This is a genomic window from Nostoc sp. NMS9 (assembly GCF_017114995.1).
In the GTDB taxonomy this organism is placed as follows: domain Bacteria; phylum Cyanobacteriota; class Cyanobacteriia; order Cyanobacteriales; family Nostocaceae; genus Nostoc.
In genome coordinates this window covers 1-18,706 of the sequence record NZ_JABXKL010000100.1, presented here as the reverse complement: position 1 = coordinate 18,706, position 18,706 = coordinate 1, and the positions used below count along the sequence as shown (strand labels likewise).

Below are 18,706 nucleotides of genomic sequence, written 5' to 3'. Positions count from 1 at the left end.
AAGTCAGCAATAGCGCTGTCGTAGTCTTGTGTGTTGTAGTAAGCAATTCCTCGGTTGTAGTAAGCCTCAGTGTAGTTAGAGTCAAGTTTCAGTACTTGGTTAAAGTCAGCAATAGCGCTGTCGTAGTCTTGTTTGTTGTAATAAGCAATTCCTCGGTTGTAGTAAGCCTCAGTGTAACTAGAGTCAAGTTTCAGAACTTGGTTGAAGTAGTTAGGGTCAAGTATCAAGGCTTGATTGAAGTCAGCAATAGCGCTGTCGTAGTCTTGTGTGTTGTAGTAAGCAATTCCTCGGTTGTAGTAAGCCTCAGTGTAGTTAGAGTCAAGTTTCAGTACTTGGTTAAAGTCAGCAATAGCGCTGTCGTAGTCTTGTGTGTTGTAGTAAGCAATTCCTCGGTTGTAGTAAGCCTCAGTGTAGTTAGAGTCAAGTTTCAGGACTTGGTTGAAGTAGTTAGGGTCAAGTTTCAAGACTTGATTGAAGTCAGCAATGGCGCTGTCGTAGTCTTTTAAATCGAAGTAAGCAAACCCTCGATTGTAGTAAGCGTTAGCAATCCCTCGGTTATAGTAATCTGTGGCTTTAGAGGGGTCAAGTTTCAGGGCTTGGCTGAAGTCCGCAATGGCGCTGTCGTAGTCTTTTAAATCGAAGTAAGCAAACCCTCGGTTGTAGTAAGCGTCAATGTAGTTAGGGTCAAGTTTCAGGGCTTGGCTGAAGTCAGAAATGGCACTTTCGTAGTCTTTTTTATTCCGGCAAGCAATCCCTCGGTTTTTGTAAACTATAGCATTGTTAGAGTTGAAAAATGGTTCTAAATGTCCCTGGATTTTTGCTAGGGTTTCTAGTACTGAATCAGATTCAGTGTTAGCTAGAAACATCTGAAGATCTATTTCTGCGGTAAAAAGAGTCTGTTTTTCGGCTTCTTTCAATGCGTCAGTCAGTCTACTTTCCTTAAGACTAGATTGTGTCAACCAGCTCATTAAGCTATCTGAGAGTCCCGGATCGCTGTTAATTGAGGAAATTTCTGCTTCACCCAGGATTATGTTAGTAAGCTCCTTAATCTCCTCTAACCCTATTGACAGCTTCTGATCAATGTTGACCACTTCATTAATCAAACCTTGTAAAGAACCTAAGTATTCCCCAATATATTTGTCAAAATCAATGGCACCTCTTGCCATCTCCGCTGCTTCTTGCTGGATGTCGGCAATTTCCTTCTGAAGCTTATGAGTCTCGCTATAAATGCGCAAATGACCGAGCATCTCATCAAAAACCTGTCGTTGAACCTCCTGATCGTCAGCTAACTTGGCGAACGCACCTTGGATTAATTCCAGCTTCTTCAACATTAATAGTGAAGCACTACCAACCAATTGAGCTGCTTTTAAAAGTTGAGATTGCTGATTACGATAGATGAGTTGCAGATCTGGATCTTGTCCAGCTCGTCTTACCAAAATAGTTCGCTTGTCTTCTAGGGCAGAAATTTTTTGGTATTTTTTTGTAGTAATGCATTTAATCTCATCAATTAGATCAGCAAAAAATTGAGTATAAACTGTTTTTTGAGCCTGGATAAAATCGATAATCGACTCATAGTCGTTCATGAGGCTATTGAGATTCTCAAGGCTTTCATCGACGCTAAGAGGCTTGCGGCTCAGTCCCAGAAATGTTCGTCTACCTTCTTTTACCAACTGGCATCGTTGACGGATATCGCTGTTTCGCTGCTGAAAGCTTTCACTTAACAATACTGGTAGCTGATATTCGCGTTGATAGATTCGGACAACACGGGTTTGTGTGTTGAATACTGTATCGGGATTCTGGTTACCTTGTTTGTCAGCCATTGTCCTCAATGTTCCTTGGTTAAAGGGTATTAGTATCATCAGAAGATGTTTTAAAAGGGTCTTTTGTTCGCATATTGAACACAACGGAGTATCTCAGTACATGGCTCAAACCTTAATTTTTCGTTGCAGTTGACTTGAGTCAGAACGGCGAAATTATACTTCATGAATTGCTCCTACGGGAAATCAAGGCTTTCACTGCCTTTTTGCGTAAGTCCTAAATAATTCAACGTTCCTTTGATAATTTCATTGTATGATTTCAGCTACTTAGTTTTACTCGATAGCGATCAGCCTACATCATGGCTTCTTACTGATTTTTGGAATTTAATTGCATAGGCCCCAAATATTTGGTTAAATAAGGTGAAAAAACTTCATAAATTAATGTCAGTGGCTGTCCATGATGCCAAAACAAGTAATGGCGACCCCAAAAAGGCCCATTTACATCAAAACCGGACTCTAGTGCCAATGATTCACCGTAGTAAATTCCTCGAACATCCCGATACAATTCTGTGCGAAGCCGAGCTAAACTTGCCCAAATTGGTAATGAACGGTTTTGTAAATACTCATCGACATGACTGGCTTCCCACCACGAAGTAGCATAGGCTAATCTTTGACCAGAAGCGGTACGCAGCCATACTTGTCGCCGTAATCGCGGTTCTGGGACAGCTTGGATTAACTCAGGAGCAGCATCCAAGTCGATGCCAATCAATGACATATCAATAACATCTACTTCTACAGCCTCTCCTGTGAGCAATTCTAAGTGACGTGTTGGAGAGCCGTCACCCAAAAGCATTAGCTGCCATGCAGGTGCTAGCTGAGTGTGAGGTAAACTTTGTTGAATTATTTCCTCCCCTCCTTGCCAAATCGGAGTGAGGCGATGCCAAGCTGGTGGCAGTGTTAGGTTGTTTGTCGGCGTAAAAGAAATAGTCAATGCTTTTTACAAAACTTCACCTATTTCTATAAAAGCATAAAAAACTAGTACTTTGACAAGGCAATGCTTAATATGTAGTAAGCACTGAGGGTTCCGAAAAGGACTAAAGTCTTTACTACAAACTTAATATTTAAGGGTCAATAGTCTAAGGTTTTTTGACCTTAGACTATTGACCCTATGCTTAAACAAGCAAAAATGCGGATGGCGAGACTCGAACTCGCAAGGCAAAGCCACACGCACCTCAAGCGTGCGCGTATACCAATTCCGCCACATCCGCATGGTTTGTCTAAATATAGACTATAGCATAAGAAAATAATTATAGTAAGGTGATATCTAAATTCAGTTGCTCAAAAATATAAATTTTCTCAAGGCGGTATCAGACTGACAGAAATTTAGCAGATGTACAAGTGATATTGAAAAGGGTAGAGCTACTGTGTTCGGCGGGGTACAATGGCGTATCCGTCTGCGGTAGGCGATGTCTACGACGGGCTATGACGCTCGTGACGCTCGATGACTCGCTCTAAGCGAACGCGAGTGCGTGTCGCAGAGAAGCCATGCCGTTGGCGAACGCGAGTGCGTGTCGCAGACAAGCCTCTCGTTGGTGTTAGCGTCTCCGTTCGCGCAGCGTCTCCGACAGGAGAAGGAGAAGAGAAGGCTTTACGCTGCGCTATGCGCTAAAGCGTCTCCCTCTGGGAGAAGACTCGCTACCGCTTCTCTACGAGACGCACTCGCGTTCGCTATCGGCGTCGCAAAAGCCCAGCTTGGTAGTCTAGCCAAGACTTACAGCAGCAATGTTGTTAGTGTAGTAAGACCCGTAGAGGCAGCAAGCCTGCAATATGCAAGTTTGCTTAGGATCAGGGTGGCGAATCTCCTGTGATAATTTGAAATAATGTGGAAGCATTGTTTCAAGTTGGATCAGAGAAAATGTCAATCTACTGGTAATGATATCGAAACTAAAAAATGAAGTTTGACAAAATATTAATTGCCAATCGGGGAGAAATCGCCCTTCGCATTCTCCGCGCCTGTGAAGAAATGGGAATTGCCACAGTTGCGGTTCACTCCACCGTTGACCGTAATGCTCTCCACGTCCAACTTGCTGATGAAGCAGTTTGCATTGGCGAACCTGCCAGCGGTAAAAGTTATTTGAATATTCCCAATATTATTGCTGCTGCACTGACGCGCAATGCTACTGCCATTCATCCAGGTTATGGTTTTTTGGCAGAAAATGCCCGGTTTGCGGAAATCTGTGCCGACCATCATATTGCTTTTATCGGTCCAACTCCAGAAGCTATGAGACGGATGGGCGATAAATCCACTGCCAAAGAAACCATGCAAAAAGCTGGAGTACCGACGGTACCAGGTAGTCAGGGATTGGTAGAATCCGAGCAAGAAGGATTAGGATTCGCCAAGGATATGGGCTATCCAGTGATGATCAAAGCTACAGCAGGTGGCGGTGGAAGGGGTATGCGCCTAGTTCGTTCTGAAGACGAATTTGTTAAACTTTTTCTCGCGGCCCAAGGCGAAGCAGGAGCAGCTTTTGGGAATTCTGGCGTTTACATAGAAAAATTTATTGAACGTCCCCGCCACATCGAATTTCAAATTTTGGCGGATAACTACGGTAATGTCATCCACTTGGGTGAAAGGGATTGCTCAATTCAGCGCCGGAATCAAAAGCTGTTAGAAGAAGCTCCTAGTCCGGCTCTCGACCAAGACCTACGTGAGAAAATGGGACAAGCTGCTGTCAAAGCTGCCCAATTCATTAACTACAGTGGGGCAGGTACTATTGAGTTTCTCTTGGATAGATCCGGTAAATTCTACTTTATGGAAATGAACACCCGGATTCAAGTAGAACATCCTGTAACAGAAATGATTACTGGGATAGACTTAGTTGCCGAACAAATCCGCATTGCTCAAGGTGAAAGACTCAAGCTTACCCAAGAGCAAGTAGTATTACGAGGTCATGCGATCGAATGCCGAATCAATGCTGAAGATCCCGACCATGACTTTCGCCCTTCTCCTGGACGGATTAGTAGCTATCTGCCCCCCGGAGGACCTGGTGTGCGGATTGATTCGCACGTTTACACAGATTACCAAATCCCACCCTACTACGATTCCTTAATCGGCAAGTTAATTGTTTGGGCACCAGACCGACCCACTGCTATTAACCGTATGAAACGCGCACTGCGAGAATGTGCCATCACTGGGTTACCTACCACCATTGGGTTTCATCAAAAAATTATGGAAACTCCACAGTTTTTGCAGGGTAATGTCTATACAAATTTTGTGCAGGAAATGAACGGTTAGCGAAGTGGGGAGCAGGGGATCAGGGGAGCAGGGGAGCAGGGGATGCAACGGAGCAGGGGATCCAGGGGAGCAGGGGAGAGTTATTGTACAAGTTCTTTCCCCTCTGCTCCTCTGCCCCTCTGCTTCTTGTGCCCAATTCCCAATGCCCTATCCCTAATTTACACGAGATAGCATAGTCAGTAATCCTTGTTGACCTAGTAGGATTTCTCGCAGGAGACTAAAGATACCAACCCAAATAATAGGTGTAATGTCTACTCCGCCTATAGGTTGCACCAGCTTTCGCAACGGGATTAAAAATGGCTCAGTGGGCCAAGCTATTAAATTAAACGGCAAACGATTCAGATCCACTTGCGGGTACCAAGTGAGAATGATACGAAATATAAATAAGAATGTCATCACCCCTAACACAGGGCCAAGAATCCAAGCAGTCAGGTTAACACCAGTCATTGGTTTCAGGTACTATCTATCTGTAAAGAAAAAAAAACTTAGGCGTCGGCAAGCTTTGCTTTGCGACGCCGAATAGCCCGTCGTAGACATCGCCAGAAAATTTTAAGCTTTGTAAAGCACTCCGATCATTATTTTAACCAAATGCTGTCACTTCTTTCTGAAATAGAAAAGCTAACTCGCCCACGGGGTTAACTCAATAACTGGTAAAACAGTTACCAAGTTTGGCAGTTCAGAGTTAGAGGCTTCTCAAGAAAGTAATACACTATTAAAATTAGGATGAAGTGTGTAAAAAAAGGTTGAGAAGTATGACGCCTTCTTTAGCAAATTTTCTTTGGAGTCTGCTATGGGGTACAGCAATTGTTGTGATACCCGTTACAGTTGGTCTAGTTTTCATTAGCCAAAAAGATAAAATACAGCGTTCATAATGCTTATGAGAGTTAATTTAACTCTCACAATCGATTGTCTGTCAGCTATCTACTTAATTGCACTAAAAGCAGCAGTTTCTGCGGCTGGTGGCAGTTGTAGATGACAAACATAGGTGTTTTTACTTTTCGGTGAATGGCTTCAGAGCTTCTTTGCCAGAGGCTTTGAAGCTTCAATATATTGTGACTAATTAGAGTAGTGATTTTAATTGTGACTCGCTAACATAGATTTGATATTGGGAAAACAGCAATGATAAATTTTGGGCTGAACTCAGCCAGTTTTCTGGCTCAGGTAAATTTTGGGGCAAATTCAGCCAGTATTCTAGGAATTTTCCTGGCTGTGGCTGGGGCAGCACTGTATTTTCTCCGCACTGTGCGCCCAGAATTGTCACGAGATCAAGATATCTTTTTTGCAGCAGTAGGCTTGCTTTGCGGCTTCATTCTTGTCTTTCAAGGATGGCGGCTTGACCCAATTTTACAATTTGGTCAATTGCTTTTAGTTGGCACAACTGTGTTTTTTGCAGTTGAAAGTATTCGTCTGCGGAGTATAGCTACCCAGCAAGCAAAGCGTAATACTCCGATTGTGGACGATGAGCGAGAGGTAAGCGGAAATTATTCAATGAACCGCAACCGCAAGAGGTATGGGGCTGAGATGGAGGCAGACTTAGATCCACTGCCTTATGAAGACGAGGAAGAACGACCCTCGCGTCGCCGGATTCAGGGTAGCAGAGATGAGATTTCAACTCGTGATGACTACTACGAGGAGCAACCCCCCCGTCGTACAGAACGCCGCAACAGCAGCAGTAGTGAAAGACAGGTTCCATCTGATAGAACGCGTCGGCGGACTTCTGGTCGTCCCGTGAATCGCCCTTCTGAAAGCTCTGAAGATGAAAATTGGGGTTCTTCATCTAGGCAAGTTGATGATTGGGAAAGTTCGGGTGGGGAAGTTAGAAAACCTTCTCGCCGTAGTAATAATGGGTCACAGCGTCCCGAAAGTAGTGAAGATGATGTTTCTCCCAGACCGAGAAGGCGTCGTCCGCCCACTGACTCAACTTCTCGAAGACCGCGCGAAGATGATGATGCGATCCCAACTGATTATGTGCCATACAACCCAATTGAAAAACCAAATGAGGGACCAGATAATTTGACCGATTTTGATGACGATGTTTAAAACAGTTGGCGTGCAAGTAGGTTTAAAGGCGACGGAAAACAGTTGAGGTGGAAAAATTTACGCCTGCATTTTGGCTCCAAAGACCAATTCATTGGAGCCTGGTTTTTGGTTTAACAAGTTTGCTTGTATCTTGTGGTTCTAACGATATTCTCATAGGGCCTACTTCTCTTAACAGTCGCTACACCGAGGAGCAACCTGCTTTGAGTGGAAATGGGCGCTTTTTAGCGTTTGTATCTAATCGGAATGGTAATCAGCAGCTACTAGTGTACGATTTGGAGAGGCAAGTGTTTATTGGCACACCGGGGATCAACCGACAAGAGACAATTGCCGAAAGTCCTAGTTTGAGCTACACCGGGCGTTATATTTCTTATCTTACTAGCGATCAAGGTAGACCAGTGGTGGCACTTTACGATCGTGCTACGCAACAGTCGCAAATCGTCACACCAATTTATCGCGGCTGGGTTAGAAAACCAAATATTAGTCCAGATGGACGTTATGTTGTCTTTGAAACCGCCACTCGTGGTCAGTGGGATATTGAAGTCCTAGACCGAGGGCCAAATATTGAGTTAGATATTCCCAACGGTGCAACCGTCGGTTCACCTCAGTAGGAGTTAGGAGTTAGGAGTTGTGAGACTATTGACTAATGACTAATGACTAATGACTATATGAAACGTGTTTTTTTTATACCTGTATTTTTCGGTTTAAGTTTATTGACTGGGTGTTTTGGCTACCCTCGTCTTTTAAGTTATCCTTTTGATCCAGGGGGTCGGAGTCTCAATAGTTTAGCGTCGGAATTAAACCCCCAAATTTCTGGGAGATACATTGTTTTTATTACTGACCGACGCGGTAGCCAAGATGTTTATATGTTCGATACGGTAACTCGTGATTTGGTTGATTTGCCAGGTTTAAACTCCTTTGATGCGATCGCAAATCATCCTAGCGTTTCACAAGATGGTCGTTATATTGTGTTTGCGGCTAGTCGTCAGGGGCGATCGGCTATTTTTCTCTACGATCGAGAAACACGCCAATCGCGGAATTTGACTAATAACCTGCAAGCGGAAGTCCGCAACCCTGCAATTAGCGCTGATGGTAGCAGGATTGCCTTTGAGTCTAGTAATAATGGTCAGTGGGATGTTTTAGTATATGACCGTTATGGACAGCCGTTGAATATACCTCAAGAACCACGTTGAACAACAGTTAGAAGTTAAGAGTAAGGAGTGAGGAATTTTAACTCCTCACTCCTCACCTCTAACTTTTGTTTTCTACTTGTTGCACAGATTCAATGAGCAATCGCACTTGTTCCGTACCCTCAGAAGCTTCAAATGATAGGGGAAACTTACCCCGGAGGATCATCCGCAAACCGAGGGGTGCAAGACTGAGTAATCCTTTTAAATCCTGAAAATAATTACCGACTACTTGTAAACCAAATTGACGTTCATCAATCCAACCACCTTCTTTAACTAAATCTACCAATACTTTTCGGTGACGAATTGAGCGACTATCACTGGCTTGTTTCTGGGTGAGAATTTCTTGTTTAACTTTGGTGATTTGTTCTAATGGTGCAACTTCCATTGGACAAACAGAATCGCAGTACAAACAACGGGTGCAACCCCATACGCCTTTAGTACCTTCGTTATAGCTTGCTAAACGATTTTCGGTATCGCTATCGCGGGAGTCTGCTACCATTCGGTAAGCTTTGGCAAGGGCATGGGGGCCTACAAAGTCTGGATTAACTTCACGAGCGTTGCATTCAGAGTAACAAGCTCCGCACATAATACAGTTACCAGTTTGGTCGAGGCGTGATCGCTCTTGTGGTGTTTGCAAAAACTCTCTTTCTGGTACTTGTCGTGCTGCCGTACTCACATAAGGGGCAACTGCCTCTAGATTATTCCAAAAGCTGCTCATATCTACAACCAAATCTTTAATCACGGGCATATTGCCAAGAGGCGCGATCGTGATTTCACCAATAGCATTTACTTTACTTTGAGATGATGGTATTTGTTGTAATCTGGCAAGTTCACTCCCAACATTTTCTTTACAAGCTAAAGCCGAACGCCCATTAATTCGCATAGCACAGCTACCACAAATAGTATTGCGGCAATTTTTGCGAAATGCCAAAGTTCCATCTTGCTCCCACTTAATATGATTGAGACAATCCAAGATTGTATTACCTGGTTCGGCCTCGACAAGGTAGGTTTGCACAATAGGGGAGGAATTTTGTTGCTGTCGAATGACCTTAAAAAGAACTTCCATAACTACTAACCAAAATTTTAAAATTACTTCACCAGCCTCAACAATTATGAGTCAAAGCAGGTAGTTGCGAAAAGTGAGTTATACTTTTTCGCCCCTAATTCAAATCCTGGTGTTAATAGGCTGACGATTTAAGGGCGACTGATTCTAGTTTAAGGATAACCATTAAAATTTTACTTGTAGTAGCGTTGTAGGCAAGATTTTTGTCAAATTCTGAGTTAAAACGCCAAAAATGTAATCGCAGCTTTGCATTGAATTTACCTGTTTGGGAATGTAAAGGAAAGAGGGTTTGCTTGAAAAGTAACTTAAGTTGATCTTTGACCTAGCGATCGTATACAAATGAAATGCATGTGAGGTTAGCAACACGTCTTGATGTCAACTTGAGTCAAGCAGTCCTGACAGTAAAATTCCATCAAGTGGTAGCGAAGGCGGAATTTTTTGATTATATAGAAATGTGAAAGCCCATGTTTAATATATAGTAGTGGCAATCAAGCACTAGGCAGATGTTAAGAGATTTGTTCTTCCCATAGACAGACGTGTAAAATCTTCTGACCGCTTTTGACCTGAAGATAATAAACCGAGGAAAAATCCTCACCACTTTCAAAGAAAAGTTAGAGCACCGCGAAACCCTGAGGTGCGAGACTTTTCGCTTTTTGGCTTGCTCTCAATCAAGTAAATATGGGATTGAACTCATTGGTCAAAACTGCTCGTCTCAATTATATAAATTTTTATAAAAGCCAGATAGCAATGCTCACGCTTGCAATAAAGGGTTAAGAAAATCATCACTGCTTTTTTCTTGTTTAAGTCCAGGAATTTAAATAAAAATTTACTAGCAACTTTAATTCAAAATTAAACAACTATTTTGCTATTATTAGTCCATGCTAGTATTTAATATAAAATTACGAAGTAGCAAAACCAGAATCAATAGCCGTATCAGCGCGGTTAATACTGCTTTGTTGATTCGTAATGTAGAGACAAGAAAATTCGCGTCTCTACTGGTAGGACAAAAGGGTGTATGCCCGTAGGACTCTATTGAAATACTATGCTGTCCTAAGCTTGGGAGGACGAGTGGAGAAAACTCTACTTGCTCATTGGCAAGAAAGGCAAGCACTGAAAGTGAAAAACCTGCAATTTTTTGGGTCTACGACTTATTTGCAGTAGAACCTAACCCCATTTGTAAAGGTGGCTGAAAGTTACACCGCTACAGTAGCGCCAAAGGAGAAAATAGTTTTCTTTCTGATGGCGAATAATGGTTAAAAGTGCCGTAACATCACCAAAATTAATGTCTGTGGCAACTATGGCCTCTAGTTGGTTGTGGACAACCATATATAGAAGTGCTTTTAGCTCCTATCGGCAGGAATTCACCCGTTACACTAGGGTCTTCAGTAGCTCTATGCAAATGCTAAAAAATTAAATGCTGGCATGAGACTACATAGTTTATCAGTTTGGAGAGAGTAAGGAAAATTTGAGCATAATGACTGAAACTGCAACCGCGCCATTAACTGGAAAAGCACTACTTGCTAAAGTAAAAGAACTTTCCACATTACCACGCCGAGAAAGAGCTAAACAGTGCGGCTATTACACTGTTACTAAGAATAACCAAGTCCGTGTCAATCTCACCGATTTTTATGACGCTTTGCTATCTGCTAGGGGAATTCCTCTAAGTCCAGAAGCACCTAAAGATGGTCGTGGTCGTGAACCGACATATCGGGTTAGTGTCCATCAAAATGGTCAGATTGTAATTGGTGCTACATATACCAAAGCAATGGGCTTGAAGGCTGGAGATGAGTTTGAAATTAGGCTGGGATACAAACATATTCACCTGATTCAACTAGGTGAAAGCGATAAAAAACTAACCTCACAAGATATAGATTCTGACGAATCAGACGAAGATTTGGAAGACGAAGAGTAAATTTGCTGATGGTAGGGATAAATTTCAGTTGATGATAACTTGTCCTTACCCCGACAGCAAATTGGTAGCCAGGTAAAAAATACGATTAGACCCCTTGCAGAATTCACCAAATTTAGTAGAGTCTTGATTAATCAGCAAGAAATCTATAATGCAAGAAGTCTATCGTGTTTTTTTTGTTTATTTTGATAACTTTCTTTGAGTCTTCGGTCAACGTCTTACTGGCGTTTATAGAAAATGCACCGCCACTAGTTATAGTGACGGCATTTTTTGTTTGCTGGATACTTTGCTGGTTGCCAGTAGCAACAGTATCAGCAATATTGCTTAATTGGCAACCTCCTAAACCTTTACAGCCAGAGCAAAAAATGCCGTTATTGGTGTCACTTTACCTATTAGCTCCCCTGATCCTCTGGGGAGTTGTTTGGTTGACTAATAAATCTTTTTCAGATTACGGCTTTGTTGGCAATCTTTCAACTCTTAGTTCTTTAGCACTAGGTTTTAGTTTGGGAGTGCTGAGTTTAGCTATTGTATTTGGTGGGCAATTCGGGTTAGGTTGGTGTGCTTTTGAAAAATCTAATTTCAAGTTACTACTACCCATCTTGCTACCGATTTTCTTGATAGCCTTATTAGTCGGTGGGATAGAAGAGTTAGTTTTTCGCGGTTTCCTGTTCACAGAATTAGCGCAGGATTACCCAATTTGGGTAGCAGCAGCAATTTCTAGCTTGATTTTTGCCTTGTTACACCTGGTTTGGGAGCAACGCGAAACTGCACCCCAACTTCCTGGATTGTGGCTGATGGGAATGGTGCTAGTGTTAGCACGCTTTGCTACAAGTGGTAATTTGGGTTTAGCTTGGGGATTGCACGCGGGATGGGTATGGGCGATCGCTACCATAGATACAGCAGAACTAATTACCTACACAGGTAAAGTCTCTGACTGGTTTACAGGTAAGAACAAAAAACCCCTAGCTGGCTTGGGGGGAATTATTTGTGTATTGGGAACTGGAGTAATTATCTGGTTCTTCTCTAGGTAATGTGTAAATCTTAGTAAAATTTGGTTGCTGTAATTCCTTACAACCAAAGAAGTATCAGAAAATGAAAAAAATAACTAAAACCTTTGTAACTACCTGGGCGTTTTATCTATTTCACAATTCGTGAGCTTCCTATTGCTGAGTCTATTCCTGAACCCGCTTTCAGAAGCGGTTTTCTCACTCTATTAGGCTTACTAGGCTCAAGTTTAGCTCTCAAACACAAAATAAAATGAATCAAGGGTAGTCTTACGGAACCTGCAACTTCAGATATATAGGACTACTATTTGATTTTTGAACAACTAAGCTGCCTAGAAGCTTGACATACAAAGCTTTACTTCTCTGTATACTGAGGAAGATTCAATTAGGACTTCTATATATAGTGCATTAGGCGAATCTAGCGCACTATATATAACTTCACTCAAAACTACTCAGGTCTTTTCATTCTGTCGATTTCTCGTTGTAATTCTTCAATTTGACGGCGTAAAATTTCTGTTTCATTTTCGGAAGATTCTGCTGCAACATTTACCGATCCGGAAGCTGGCGATCGCTGATAATTTCCTCGGCGAATTTGCTGATATTCTTCGGATATTGCCCACGATCGTAAGTAATGTAAGCGTTCAACAGGAAAAGGATGACTCAACATCATACCCTGAGCGCCATTGTAGATCAAGAATTTATATATCTGATTCAGTCCATCCTCATCCAAAGCCTGATAATTTTCTGACTGCTTGATAAACTCTTGTAAACTACATTCATTGGCATATTTGTTACTACCGCCAGAGAGTTTCATCATCGTTGACATCACAGGATTCAAGTCATCCATTACTAGTAGTGCAGCGCGATCTGACGATAACTCGGCTTTGCGCCGCCACTCAAAAAAGGCGTAAATCAAGCCTTGTGTGACAATATTACCGATGCCAAAGGTCAATTCTCCCAAGGCAGAAGCAGCACTCATCGCCCACATCGCCATTTGAATTAAAATAGTATGACCACATTTAATATGCCCCAATTCATGGGCTAGCACCGCCCGAATCTCGGTTTCGTCTAGTAAGTCTAGTATCCCTGTATTTATGACTATGTAAGGATTCTCTTGCCCCAGCGCATAGCTATTTGCTTGGGGATTTTGCGAGACAAACAGTGTTGGTTCTGGGTAAATGTCCAAATCTCGGACGCATTCCCGAAACATCTGGTAAATAGTGGAATATTGACGCGGCCCGACTTGGATGGTGTTACCCATTAGATAGACTAATTGAGGGCGTTCGTAGATAAATTCCACAAATTTACGAGCGATTAAATCAAATCCTGGTAAATTTCGTAAAGCTTGCTCGGCTTGGCGATCTAGTGGATGCCTGAAGGCTTCGCTGGAAATTCCTGTGTAAGTTGGCATAATTTAGGGTATTGGGTAATTGGTCATTGGTCATTAGTCATTGGTCACTTGTACTGAGCGTAGTTGTTGGTGTGGTCACTGAGCGTAGTCGTACCACTTCGTGGAAGCAAGCTACGCGCAGCGTCTCGTAGAGAAGTGCAGCCTCTCCAAGAGTTGTATTGGTCATTAGTTTTGGATCAATGGCAAAGGACAAAGGACAAATGACAAATGACAAGATAATAGAAATGGGGCAATTGGAAGTAAAAATCACTTTGTATGGAATTGAAAGCGTGTGATTGAGGCAGAAGTTCATTTGTCACTACATAACTTTTTGCGATCGCAAGCGGGGTTCCCTTCCTGGCCCCATCATTTGACGATGGCACGGTTGGTAGCACGCGCCTTGCGCCTGGGACGTAGCGCCCTAATTCAAGTAGGGGCGGTTTGTGGCTATCAAGGGCGGTATCGTACTAGTTTCGTAGCATCAGCCCTGATGTGGCATGGCCCTGTAATTATTGTTGCTCAAGAAACAGTGCAACAACTTCTGCTGCGGGTGGAAATTCCCCGTCTACAGCAGTGGCTACCAACCAATAAATCGATTAGGACAGGTGATGCTTGGCCTGATGCTGAGTTCCAGGGGCTACTGTTAACCTCCCCAGAAGCTTGGTTAAAAGGACAATTAGCTGGTGGCTCACGCTTTCCCCAAGGCATCCCCACAATTATTGATGGGGTAGACGATCTCGAAGATTGGGTGCGTCATCAACTTACCCAAGATATTCAACCCGATGATTGGGATCAACTCATGCTGGCTTGTCCAAACCAAGCTGAGGCAATTCGTGAAGCACGGATACAACTAACACACGAACTTTTTCAGCATCCTGCTAATCCATATCAGTGCTATCTAATTTCCCAGCCAGAAATAGAAATTTTGAGTCGCCTGTATTTGGCTTTAGATCGAGCAAACCTCCCAGATAAGTGGAAAAATTTCTGGCAACAATTTCAAACCCTTGATGAAAATCTTTCCTCGTCTGCTTCCCCTCCTCTCTTCTGGGCGACTATTGCCCATCGACAAGGTTTATTTTCTTTGCACTACGCCCCAATGGAATTAGGGGAAATACTCTCGCATATTTGGCAGCGACAACCAGTAGTTTTAATTGGCAGCGCTATCGAACCGGAAACTGAGGCTCCCCTTTTTCGCCAGCGCCTGGGTTTGGACGATTTAACTTGCCTGAAATTCTCCTCGGAGAACCAAGCGGAAGCAATTCAACTGTATGTACCCTATAAGTTGCCTCTACCCAACACACCAGAATTTCAAGCGGCATTTATTCACAAAGTCCGCACACTGGTTTGTCTAAGTGCGACAGCACCAGGATTGACGGTTGTCTTGGTGGGAGATGTACCACTCAAGTCTCAAGTGGCGACAATTCTGGCCTCAGAGTTTGGTTCACGGGTGCAAGTAGAAAAAACTTGTTTAGATGAAAATGGTATTTTGATTAGCGGTTGGGAATTTTGGCGAGAACATCAACGAGTCTTGCCCGCACCCCATCTGTTAATCATTGCTACTTTGCCCCTACCATCTTTAGAAAATCCCCTGGTAGCTGGTAGGGTAGCTCTTTATAAGCGATCGCATCAAGATTGGTTCCGTTTATACTTGTTGCCAGCAGCTTTAAATGAATTACAACGGGCGATCGCTCCAGTACGAGAAAGTCAAGGGATTGTGGCTTTGCTTGATAGTCGTGTAGTTAACCGCAGCTACGGCGCTCAAATTCTCGCAGCTTTAAGTCCTCTGGCACGCATTAACTATCTCGATCCCAGCCTGTTTTCCAATACCGATGAGGAAAATTCTGCTTAAAATTCAGTTACCAGTACCCAATGCCTAATTTAAATTTTGTCAACCAAAGCGCGATCGCAAAGAAGCAAGCACTATTATCAGCTTATAGAAGGTGATGCGATTCATTGCCTCTCTGTACGCATGAATACTGGCAAAATAAATTTAGTACCTAAGTAGAATTTGAATTGCAGATTATGGGTGAAGCAAAACGTCGTGTGCGATTCGTTGTGAGTGAATCCCGGTATCCAGTCCGTACATAACCTCACCAACCCTTGCGGGTTGAACTCTCAGAAAGATGTAGGTGAAAGTCCTACCCGCTAGATTCAAGCGTGACTCCTTATCTGCCCACACCGAGCAAGCTCAATTCTTGCAGAGTGAAGCTGGGAACAGGACGCAATCAGACAGTCGTTATGGATTGACACTGGCGTTAACAGGGAGTTCCTATGGTGAAACTGAGCCTAGAAAAATAACCTATTTGCAAGCGAGGCATAACTTAAAACCCTCGACTTCATCAGAGCAAAAACCCGCTGAATTACGTCGAATATCAGCATGAATCTAGGGTTTCTGATGGTTAAATTGGCTACACCTAACGGAACAACGCCACTTGCTCCAACGCAAGTGGTTCATCAATCTTCTGAGGGAACGAATAAAAACGAATCAAGGGTCTTGGGACAGTCGAATCCCAGGTAGGTAAGATGAGATACGGAATCCCTTTGATTCGGGTAGGATGCGGTGTAATTACTGCAAGGTATTCAGAAAACACTTAACGGAGTTAGAGCATGATTAGGCACAGCCGCGAGGTTAGTGAATCTTGGAAGAATCTGCCCTGGAAGAAATTCCGGAAGGATTTATTCCGCCTACAATGTCGAGTGTTCAAAGCTATTCGAGCAGGAGACAAGCGGAAAGCTCTGTCACTTCAGAAGCTTATTTTGAAATCCAAAGCAGCTAGATTTTTGGCGATTCGTCAAGTAACACAGCTAAACGCAGGAAAGAAGACGGCAGGAATCGACGGCAAAAAGTCCCTCAATTTTGAAGAACGGTTTGCGTTAAATGACCTGTTGAAAGAGTCCAGTAACAACTGGGTTCACCAGAAGCTACGAAGTATTCCCATCCCAAAAAAGGACGGAAGTACCCGGATGCTGAAGATTCCGACTATGGCGGATAGAGTATGGCAAGCTATCGCGAAATATGCCTTAGAACCTGCACACGAAGCAACATTCCATGCCAAAAGCTACGGGTTTAGACCGGGACGTTCGGCACATGATGCCCAGAAAAGTCTGTTTTTAACCCTATGTTCCAATGCAAATGGAATCAATAAAAGAGTGATACAACTCGAGATTGAAAAATGCTTCGATAGGATAAGCCACACCACAATCATGGAAAACCTTATAGCCCCAAAAGGCATCAAATCAGGTATATTCCGTTGCCTTAAAGCAGGAATAAACCCAGAATTTCCAGAACAAGGTACACCCCAAGGTGGGGTGGTGAGTCCACTTTTAGCCAACATCGCTCTGAATGGTATCGAAAGTATTTATCAATACCATGTAAACCGTGGTCAAAGAGTCACAATCAACACCTCAGAGAAGGATATTACAGAACCATCAATCCGATACGCGGACGATATGGTGATAATACTCCGACCCGAAGACGATGCAAATGAAATACTTGAAAGGATAGACCAATTTCTAGCTGAAAAAGGAATGAAGCTTAACGAGAAAAAGACACATATTACCGCTGCGACAGATGGATTTGACTTCCTTGGCTGGCACTTCAAAGTGCAAAGTAACGGGAAATTTAGATGCACTCCTTCTGTGGAGAATTTCAAAAAGTTCCGTCAGAAGGTAAAAGCCATCGTTAACTGCTCAAATTATGGTTCTAAGGTAAAAGCCCAAAAGCTAGCACCAATAGTGAGGGGATGGAGAAACTACCACAAGTTCTGCAAGATGGATGGGGCAAAGTTTTCACTTTGTCACACCAGTTACAGAGCCTTTTTGGTATTTAACAAGGAAACCAAACAAGACCGTTACTCTACCAAGAAATTGATAGACAAAGCGTTCCCATCGGTTCCTTACTCCGAAGGCAAACACATCAACGTCAGGGGAAATAAATCACCCTACGATGGAGATATGGCATATTGGAGCGAACGCAATAGTAAGCTGTATGACGGAGCAACATCCACCACCCTTAAGAAACAAAACCATACGTGTGGTCACTGTGGCATGAAATGTACAAGTGAAGAACGAGTACACCTCTACCACATCGACGGGAACCACAGCAACTGGAAAAGAAACAATCTAATTGCTATCCATGAGTCCTGTCATGATTACATCCACATGAGCAAAGGGGACAAAAACCCTAAGAATATCGGGAGCCGGATGAGGTGAAAGTCTCACGTCCGGTTCTAACTGAGAGGTGCGAAGGATAATACCTTACATCGACTCAACCAAAACCACATTAGGTAAAACATACGGTCAAGAGACTCGGATCTTGCCTTGGGTTCCGATCACTAAAACTCAAGGCGAACAATTTGTCACTTGGACTACTCGTGGTGCTTGGATAGGCATTGGTCTTATGGTTGTAGGATGGGCAACAATCCGTTTTATCGGCCCAGCTTTCGGTTGGTGGCAAGTAGTCTATTAATTCTTAATTCATAATTGAATTAGTTGGATATCTAGACTCCAACTAATTCAAGACCACTAAAAAAGATAATGACACGCAAGATTTCCCTAATAATTACGAATTACCTACGTTAGCCCAATGGTAGCGAGTTTGCGTACCCTATGGGAAAGCAAGCTAGGCGCAGCTTCTTGTCGAAAGCGTTATGACAAATTACGAATTAGTTAACTGAGTTATTAATAAAAAATAATTACTCATTTTGGCTAGATAATCGAAATATATTATATATGCATTAAATTTGGCAAGACCAAAGTAAGATAAGAAACCTTTTAAATTAGCGTGCTTTGGTTCGTACAACTTTTTGAAAATACAGCACTTCCGTCTGTTATAAGGTACACTAGATTAAAATATAAATACTTTTAAATGAAGTCATACTCTGTCGATCTTCGAGAAAAAATAGTTGCAGCACATCTTCAGAAAAACATTTCAATCAGGAAAGTAGCTAACATATTTTCCGTCTCAAAGAGTTTAGTCCAAAAGCTTGTAAAACAACAAAAAGTTGGGTTCTTCAGTACCTGTTATGCTAAACAATTAAATTTCAAGATGAAAAAATGTAA

The 18,706-nt window shown here is 42.8% G+C and carries 16 protein-coding genes, 1 tRNA gene and 1 pseudogene; 11 read left to right on the top strand and 7 right to left on the bottom strand.

Going from position 1 to position 18,706, the window contains the following annotated elements:
* The 3 genes from HWQ40_RS33085 to HWQ40_RS33075 all read right to left on the bottom strand — a co-directional run.
* Window positions 1–1,820, bottom strand: a 1,820-nt coding sequence (locus tag HWQ40_RS33085) for a tetratricopeptide repeat protein (protein ID WP_292786299.1), incomplete at its 3' end; no start/stop codon positions are given.
* Window positions 1,821–2,124: 304 nt separating this feature from the next.
* The gene (locus HWQ40_RS33080; RefSeq protein WP_292786296.1) at window positions 2,125–2,748 is read right to left on the bottom strand and encodes a chorismate lyase; all 624 of its coding nucleotides are present in this window, start codon (window positions 2,746–2,748) and stop codon (window positions 2,125–2,127) included.
* Window positions 2,749–2,944: 196 nt separating this feature from the next.
* Window positions 2,945–3,025 (bottom strand) — tRNA-Leu (locus tag HWQ40_RS33075).
* 683 nt (window positions 3,026–3,708) lie between these two features.
* Here HWQ40_RS33075 and accC point away from each other — a divergent pair.
* Window positions 3,709–5,052 carry an acetyl-CoA carboxylase biotin carboxylase subunit gene (accC, locus tag HWQ40_RS33070; protein WP_292786293.1) on the top strand — a complete coding sequence of 448 codons (1,344 nt, stop codon included), beginning with the start codon at window positions 3,709–3,711 and terminating at the stop codon, window positions 5,050–5,052.
* Between the two features lie 153 nt (window positions 5,053–5,205).
* Here the strand turns inward: accC and HWQ40_RS33065 are convergent, their stop codons facing one another.
* Window positions 5,206–5,499 (bottom strand): YggT family protein, encoded by a 294-nt coding sequence (locus HWQ40_RS33065; RefSeq protein WP_094350101.1) that lies wholly within the window; start codon window positions 5,497–5,499, stop codon window positions 5,206–5,208.
* A gap of 305 nt (window positions 5,500–5,804) precedes the next feature.
* On the opposite strand from HWQ40_RS33065, the gene HWQ40_RS33060 reads away from it, so the two are divergent.
* The 4 genes from HWQ40_RS33060 (at window position 5,805) to HWQ40_RS33045 (ending at window position 8,282) form a co-directional block, all read left to right on the top strand.
* Window positions 5,805–5,924: a photosystem II reaction center X protein gene (locus HWQ40_RS33060; protein ID WP_099100805.1), complete on the top strand. Its 120-nt coding sequence runs from the start codon at window positions 5,805–5,807 to the stop codon at window positions 5,922–5,924.
* Between the two features lie 247 nt (window positions 5,925–6,171).
* Window positions 6,172–7,092 carry a Ycf66 family protein gene (locus HWQ40_RS33055; RefSeq protein WP_292786290.1) on the top strand — a complete coding sequence of 307 codons (921 nt, stop codon included), beginning with the start codon at window positions 6,172–6,174 and terminating at the stop codon, window positions 7,090–7,092.
* A 47-nt stretch (window positions 7,093–7,139) separates the two neighbouring features.
* Window positions 7,140–7,700 carry a hypothetical protein gene (locus HWQ40_RS33050; RefSeq protein WP_292786287.1) on the top strand — a complete coding sequence of 187 codons (561 nt, stop codon included), beginning with the start codon at window positions 7,140–7,142 and terminating at the stop codon, window positions 7,698–7,700.
* 57 nt (window positions 7,701–7,757) lie between these two features.
* Complete coding sequence (locus HWQ40_RS33045) at window positions 7,758–8,282, top strand: Tol biopolymer transporter periplasmic protein (RefSeq protein WP_292786285.1); 525 nt, start codon at window positions 7,758–7,760, stop codon at window positions 8,280–8,282.
* Window positions 8,283–8,340: 58 nt separating this feature from the next.
* On the opposite strand, the gene HWQ40_RS33040 is transcribed toward HWQ40_RS33045, so the two are convergent.
* Together HWQ40_RS33040 and HWQ40_RS33035 are read right to left on the bottom strand one after the other, a co-directional pair.
* The gene (locus tag HWQ40_RS33040) at window positions 8,341–9,345 is read right to left on the bottom strand and encodes a succinate dehydrogenase/fumarate reductase iron-sulfur subunit (protein ID WP_292786283.1); all 1,005 of its coding nucleotides are present in this window, start codon (window positions 9,343–9,345) and stop codon (window positions 8,341–8,343) included.
* A gap of 1,161 nt (window positions 9,346–10,506) precedes the next feature.
* Window positions 10,507–10,668, bottom strand: a complete 162-nt coding sequence (locus HWQ40_RS33035) for a hypothetical protein (protein WP_292738549.1) — start codon at window positions 10,666–10,668, stop codon at window positions 10,507–10,509.
* A gap of 148 nt (window positions 10,669–10,816) precedes the next feature.
* On the opposite strand from HWQ40_RS33035, the gene HWQ40_RS33030 reads away from it, so the two are divergent.
* Both HWQ40_RS33030 and HWQ40_RS33025 read left to right on the top strand, forming a co-directional pair.
* A complete protein-coding gene (locus tag HWQ40_RS33030) occupies window positions 10,817–11,254 on the top strand; it encodes an AbrB family transcriptional regulator (protein ID WP_094350106.1) in 438 nt (145 codons plus the stop codon).
* Between the two features lie 164 nt (window positions 11,255–11,418).
* Window positions 11,419–12,282: a type II CAAX endopeptidase family protein gene (locus tag HWQ40_RS33025; RefSeq protein ID WP_292786281.1), complete on the top strand. Its 864-nt coding sequence runs from the start codon at window positions 11,419–11,421 to the stop codon at window positions 12,280–12,282.
* 421 nt (window positions 12,283–12,703) lie between these two features.
* Here the strand turns inward: HWQ40_RS33025 and HWQ40_RS33020 are convergent, their stop codons facing one another.
* A complete protein-coding gene (locus HWQ40_RS33020; RefSeq protein ID WP_292786279.1) occupies window positions 12,704–13,666 on the bottom strand; it encodes a M48 family metallopeptidase in 963 nt (320 codons plus the stop codon).
* 271 nt (window positions 13,667–13,937) lie between these two features.
* Here HWQ40_RS33020 and HWQ40_RS33015 point away from each other — a divergent pair, with 271 nt between their 5' ends.
* From HWQ40_RS33015 to HWQ40_RS33000, 4 genes and pseudogenes are all read left to right on the top strand, one after another.
* Window positions 13,938–15,494 (top strand): ATP-dependent DNA helicase, encoded by a 1,557-nt coding sequence (locus HWQ40_RS33015; protein WP_292786276.1) that lies wholly within the window; start codon window positions 13,938–13,940, stop codon window positions 15,492–15,494.
* A gap of 758 nt (window positions 15,495–16,252) precedes the next feature.
* Window positions 16,253–17,857: a reverse transcriptase domain-containing protein gene (locus HWQ40_RS33010; protein WP_292786273.1), complete on the top strand. Its 1,605-nt coding sequence runs from the start codon at window positions 16,253–16,255 to the stop codon at window positions 17,855–17,857.
* A gap of 28 nt (window positions 17,858–17,885) precedes the next feature.
* Window positions 17,886–18,113 carry a DUF2839 domain-containing protein gene (locus tag HWQ40_RS33005; protein ID WP_292786270.1) on the top strand — a complete coding sequence of 76 codons (228 nt, stop codon included), beginning with the start codon at window positions 17,886–17,888 and terminating at the stop codon, window positions 18,111–18,113.
* A gap of 399 nt (window positions 18,114–18,512) precedes the next feature.
* Window positions 18,513–18,706 (top strand): annotated as a pseudogene (locus HWQ40_RS33000) (hypothetical protein); the annotation flags it as partial.

Excerpts from the sequence above, each read along its gene's own strand:
- accC (WP_292786293.1), top strand. The coding sequence starts at position 3,709 with ATGAAGTTTGACAAAATATTAATTGCCAATCGGGGAGAAATCGCCCTT.
- HWQ40_RS33065 (WP_094350101.1), bottom strand. The coding sequence starts at position 5,499 with ATGACTGGTGTTAACCTGACTGCTTGGATTCTTGGCCCTGTGTTAGGG.
- HWQ40_RS33060 (WP_099100805.1), top strand. The coding sequence starts at position 5,805 with ATGACGCCTTCTTTAGCAAATTTTCTTTGGAGTCTGCTATGGGGTACA.
- HWQ40_RS33055 (WP_292786290.1), top strand. The coding sequence starts at position 6,172 with ATGATAAATTTTGGGCTGAACTCAGCCAGTTTTCTGGCTCAGGTAAAT.
- HWQ40_RS33045 (WP_292786285.1), top strand. The coding sequence starts at position 7,758 with ATGAAACGTGTTTTTTTTATACCTGTATTTTTCGGTTTAAGTTTATTG.
- HWQ40_RS33040 (WP_292786283.1), bottom strand. The coding sequence starts at position 9,345 with ATGGAAGTTCTTTTTAAGGTCATTCGACAGCAACAAAATTCCTCCCCT.
- HWQ40_RS33035 (WP_292738549.1), bottom strand. The coding sequence starts at position 10,668 with ATGGTTGTCCACAACCAACTAGAGGCCATAGTTGCCACAGACATTAAT.
- HWQ40_RS33030 (WP_094350106.1), top strand. The coding sequence starts at position 10,817 with ATGACTGAAACTGCAACCGCGCCATTAACTGGAAAAGCACTACTTGCT.
- HWQ40_RS33020 (WP_292786279.1), bottom strand. The coding sequence starts at position 13,666 with ATGCCAACTTACACAGGAATTTCCAGCGAAGCCTTCAGGCATCCACTA.
- HWQ40_RS33010 (WP_292786273.1), top strand. The coding sequence starts at position 16,253 with ATGATTAGGCACAGCCGCGAGGTTAGTGAATCTTGGAAGAATCTGCCC.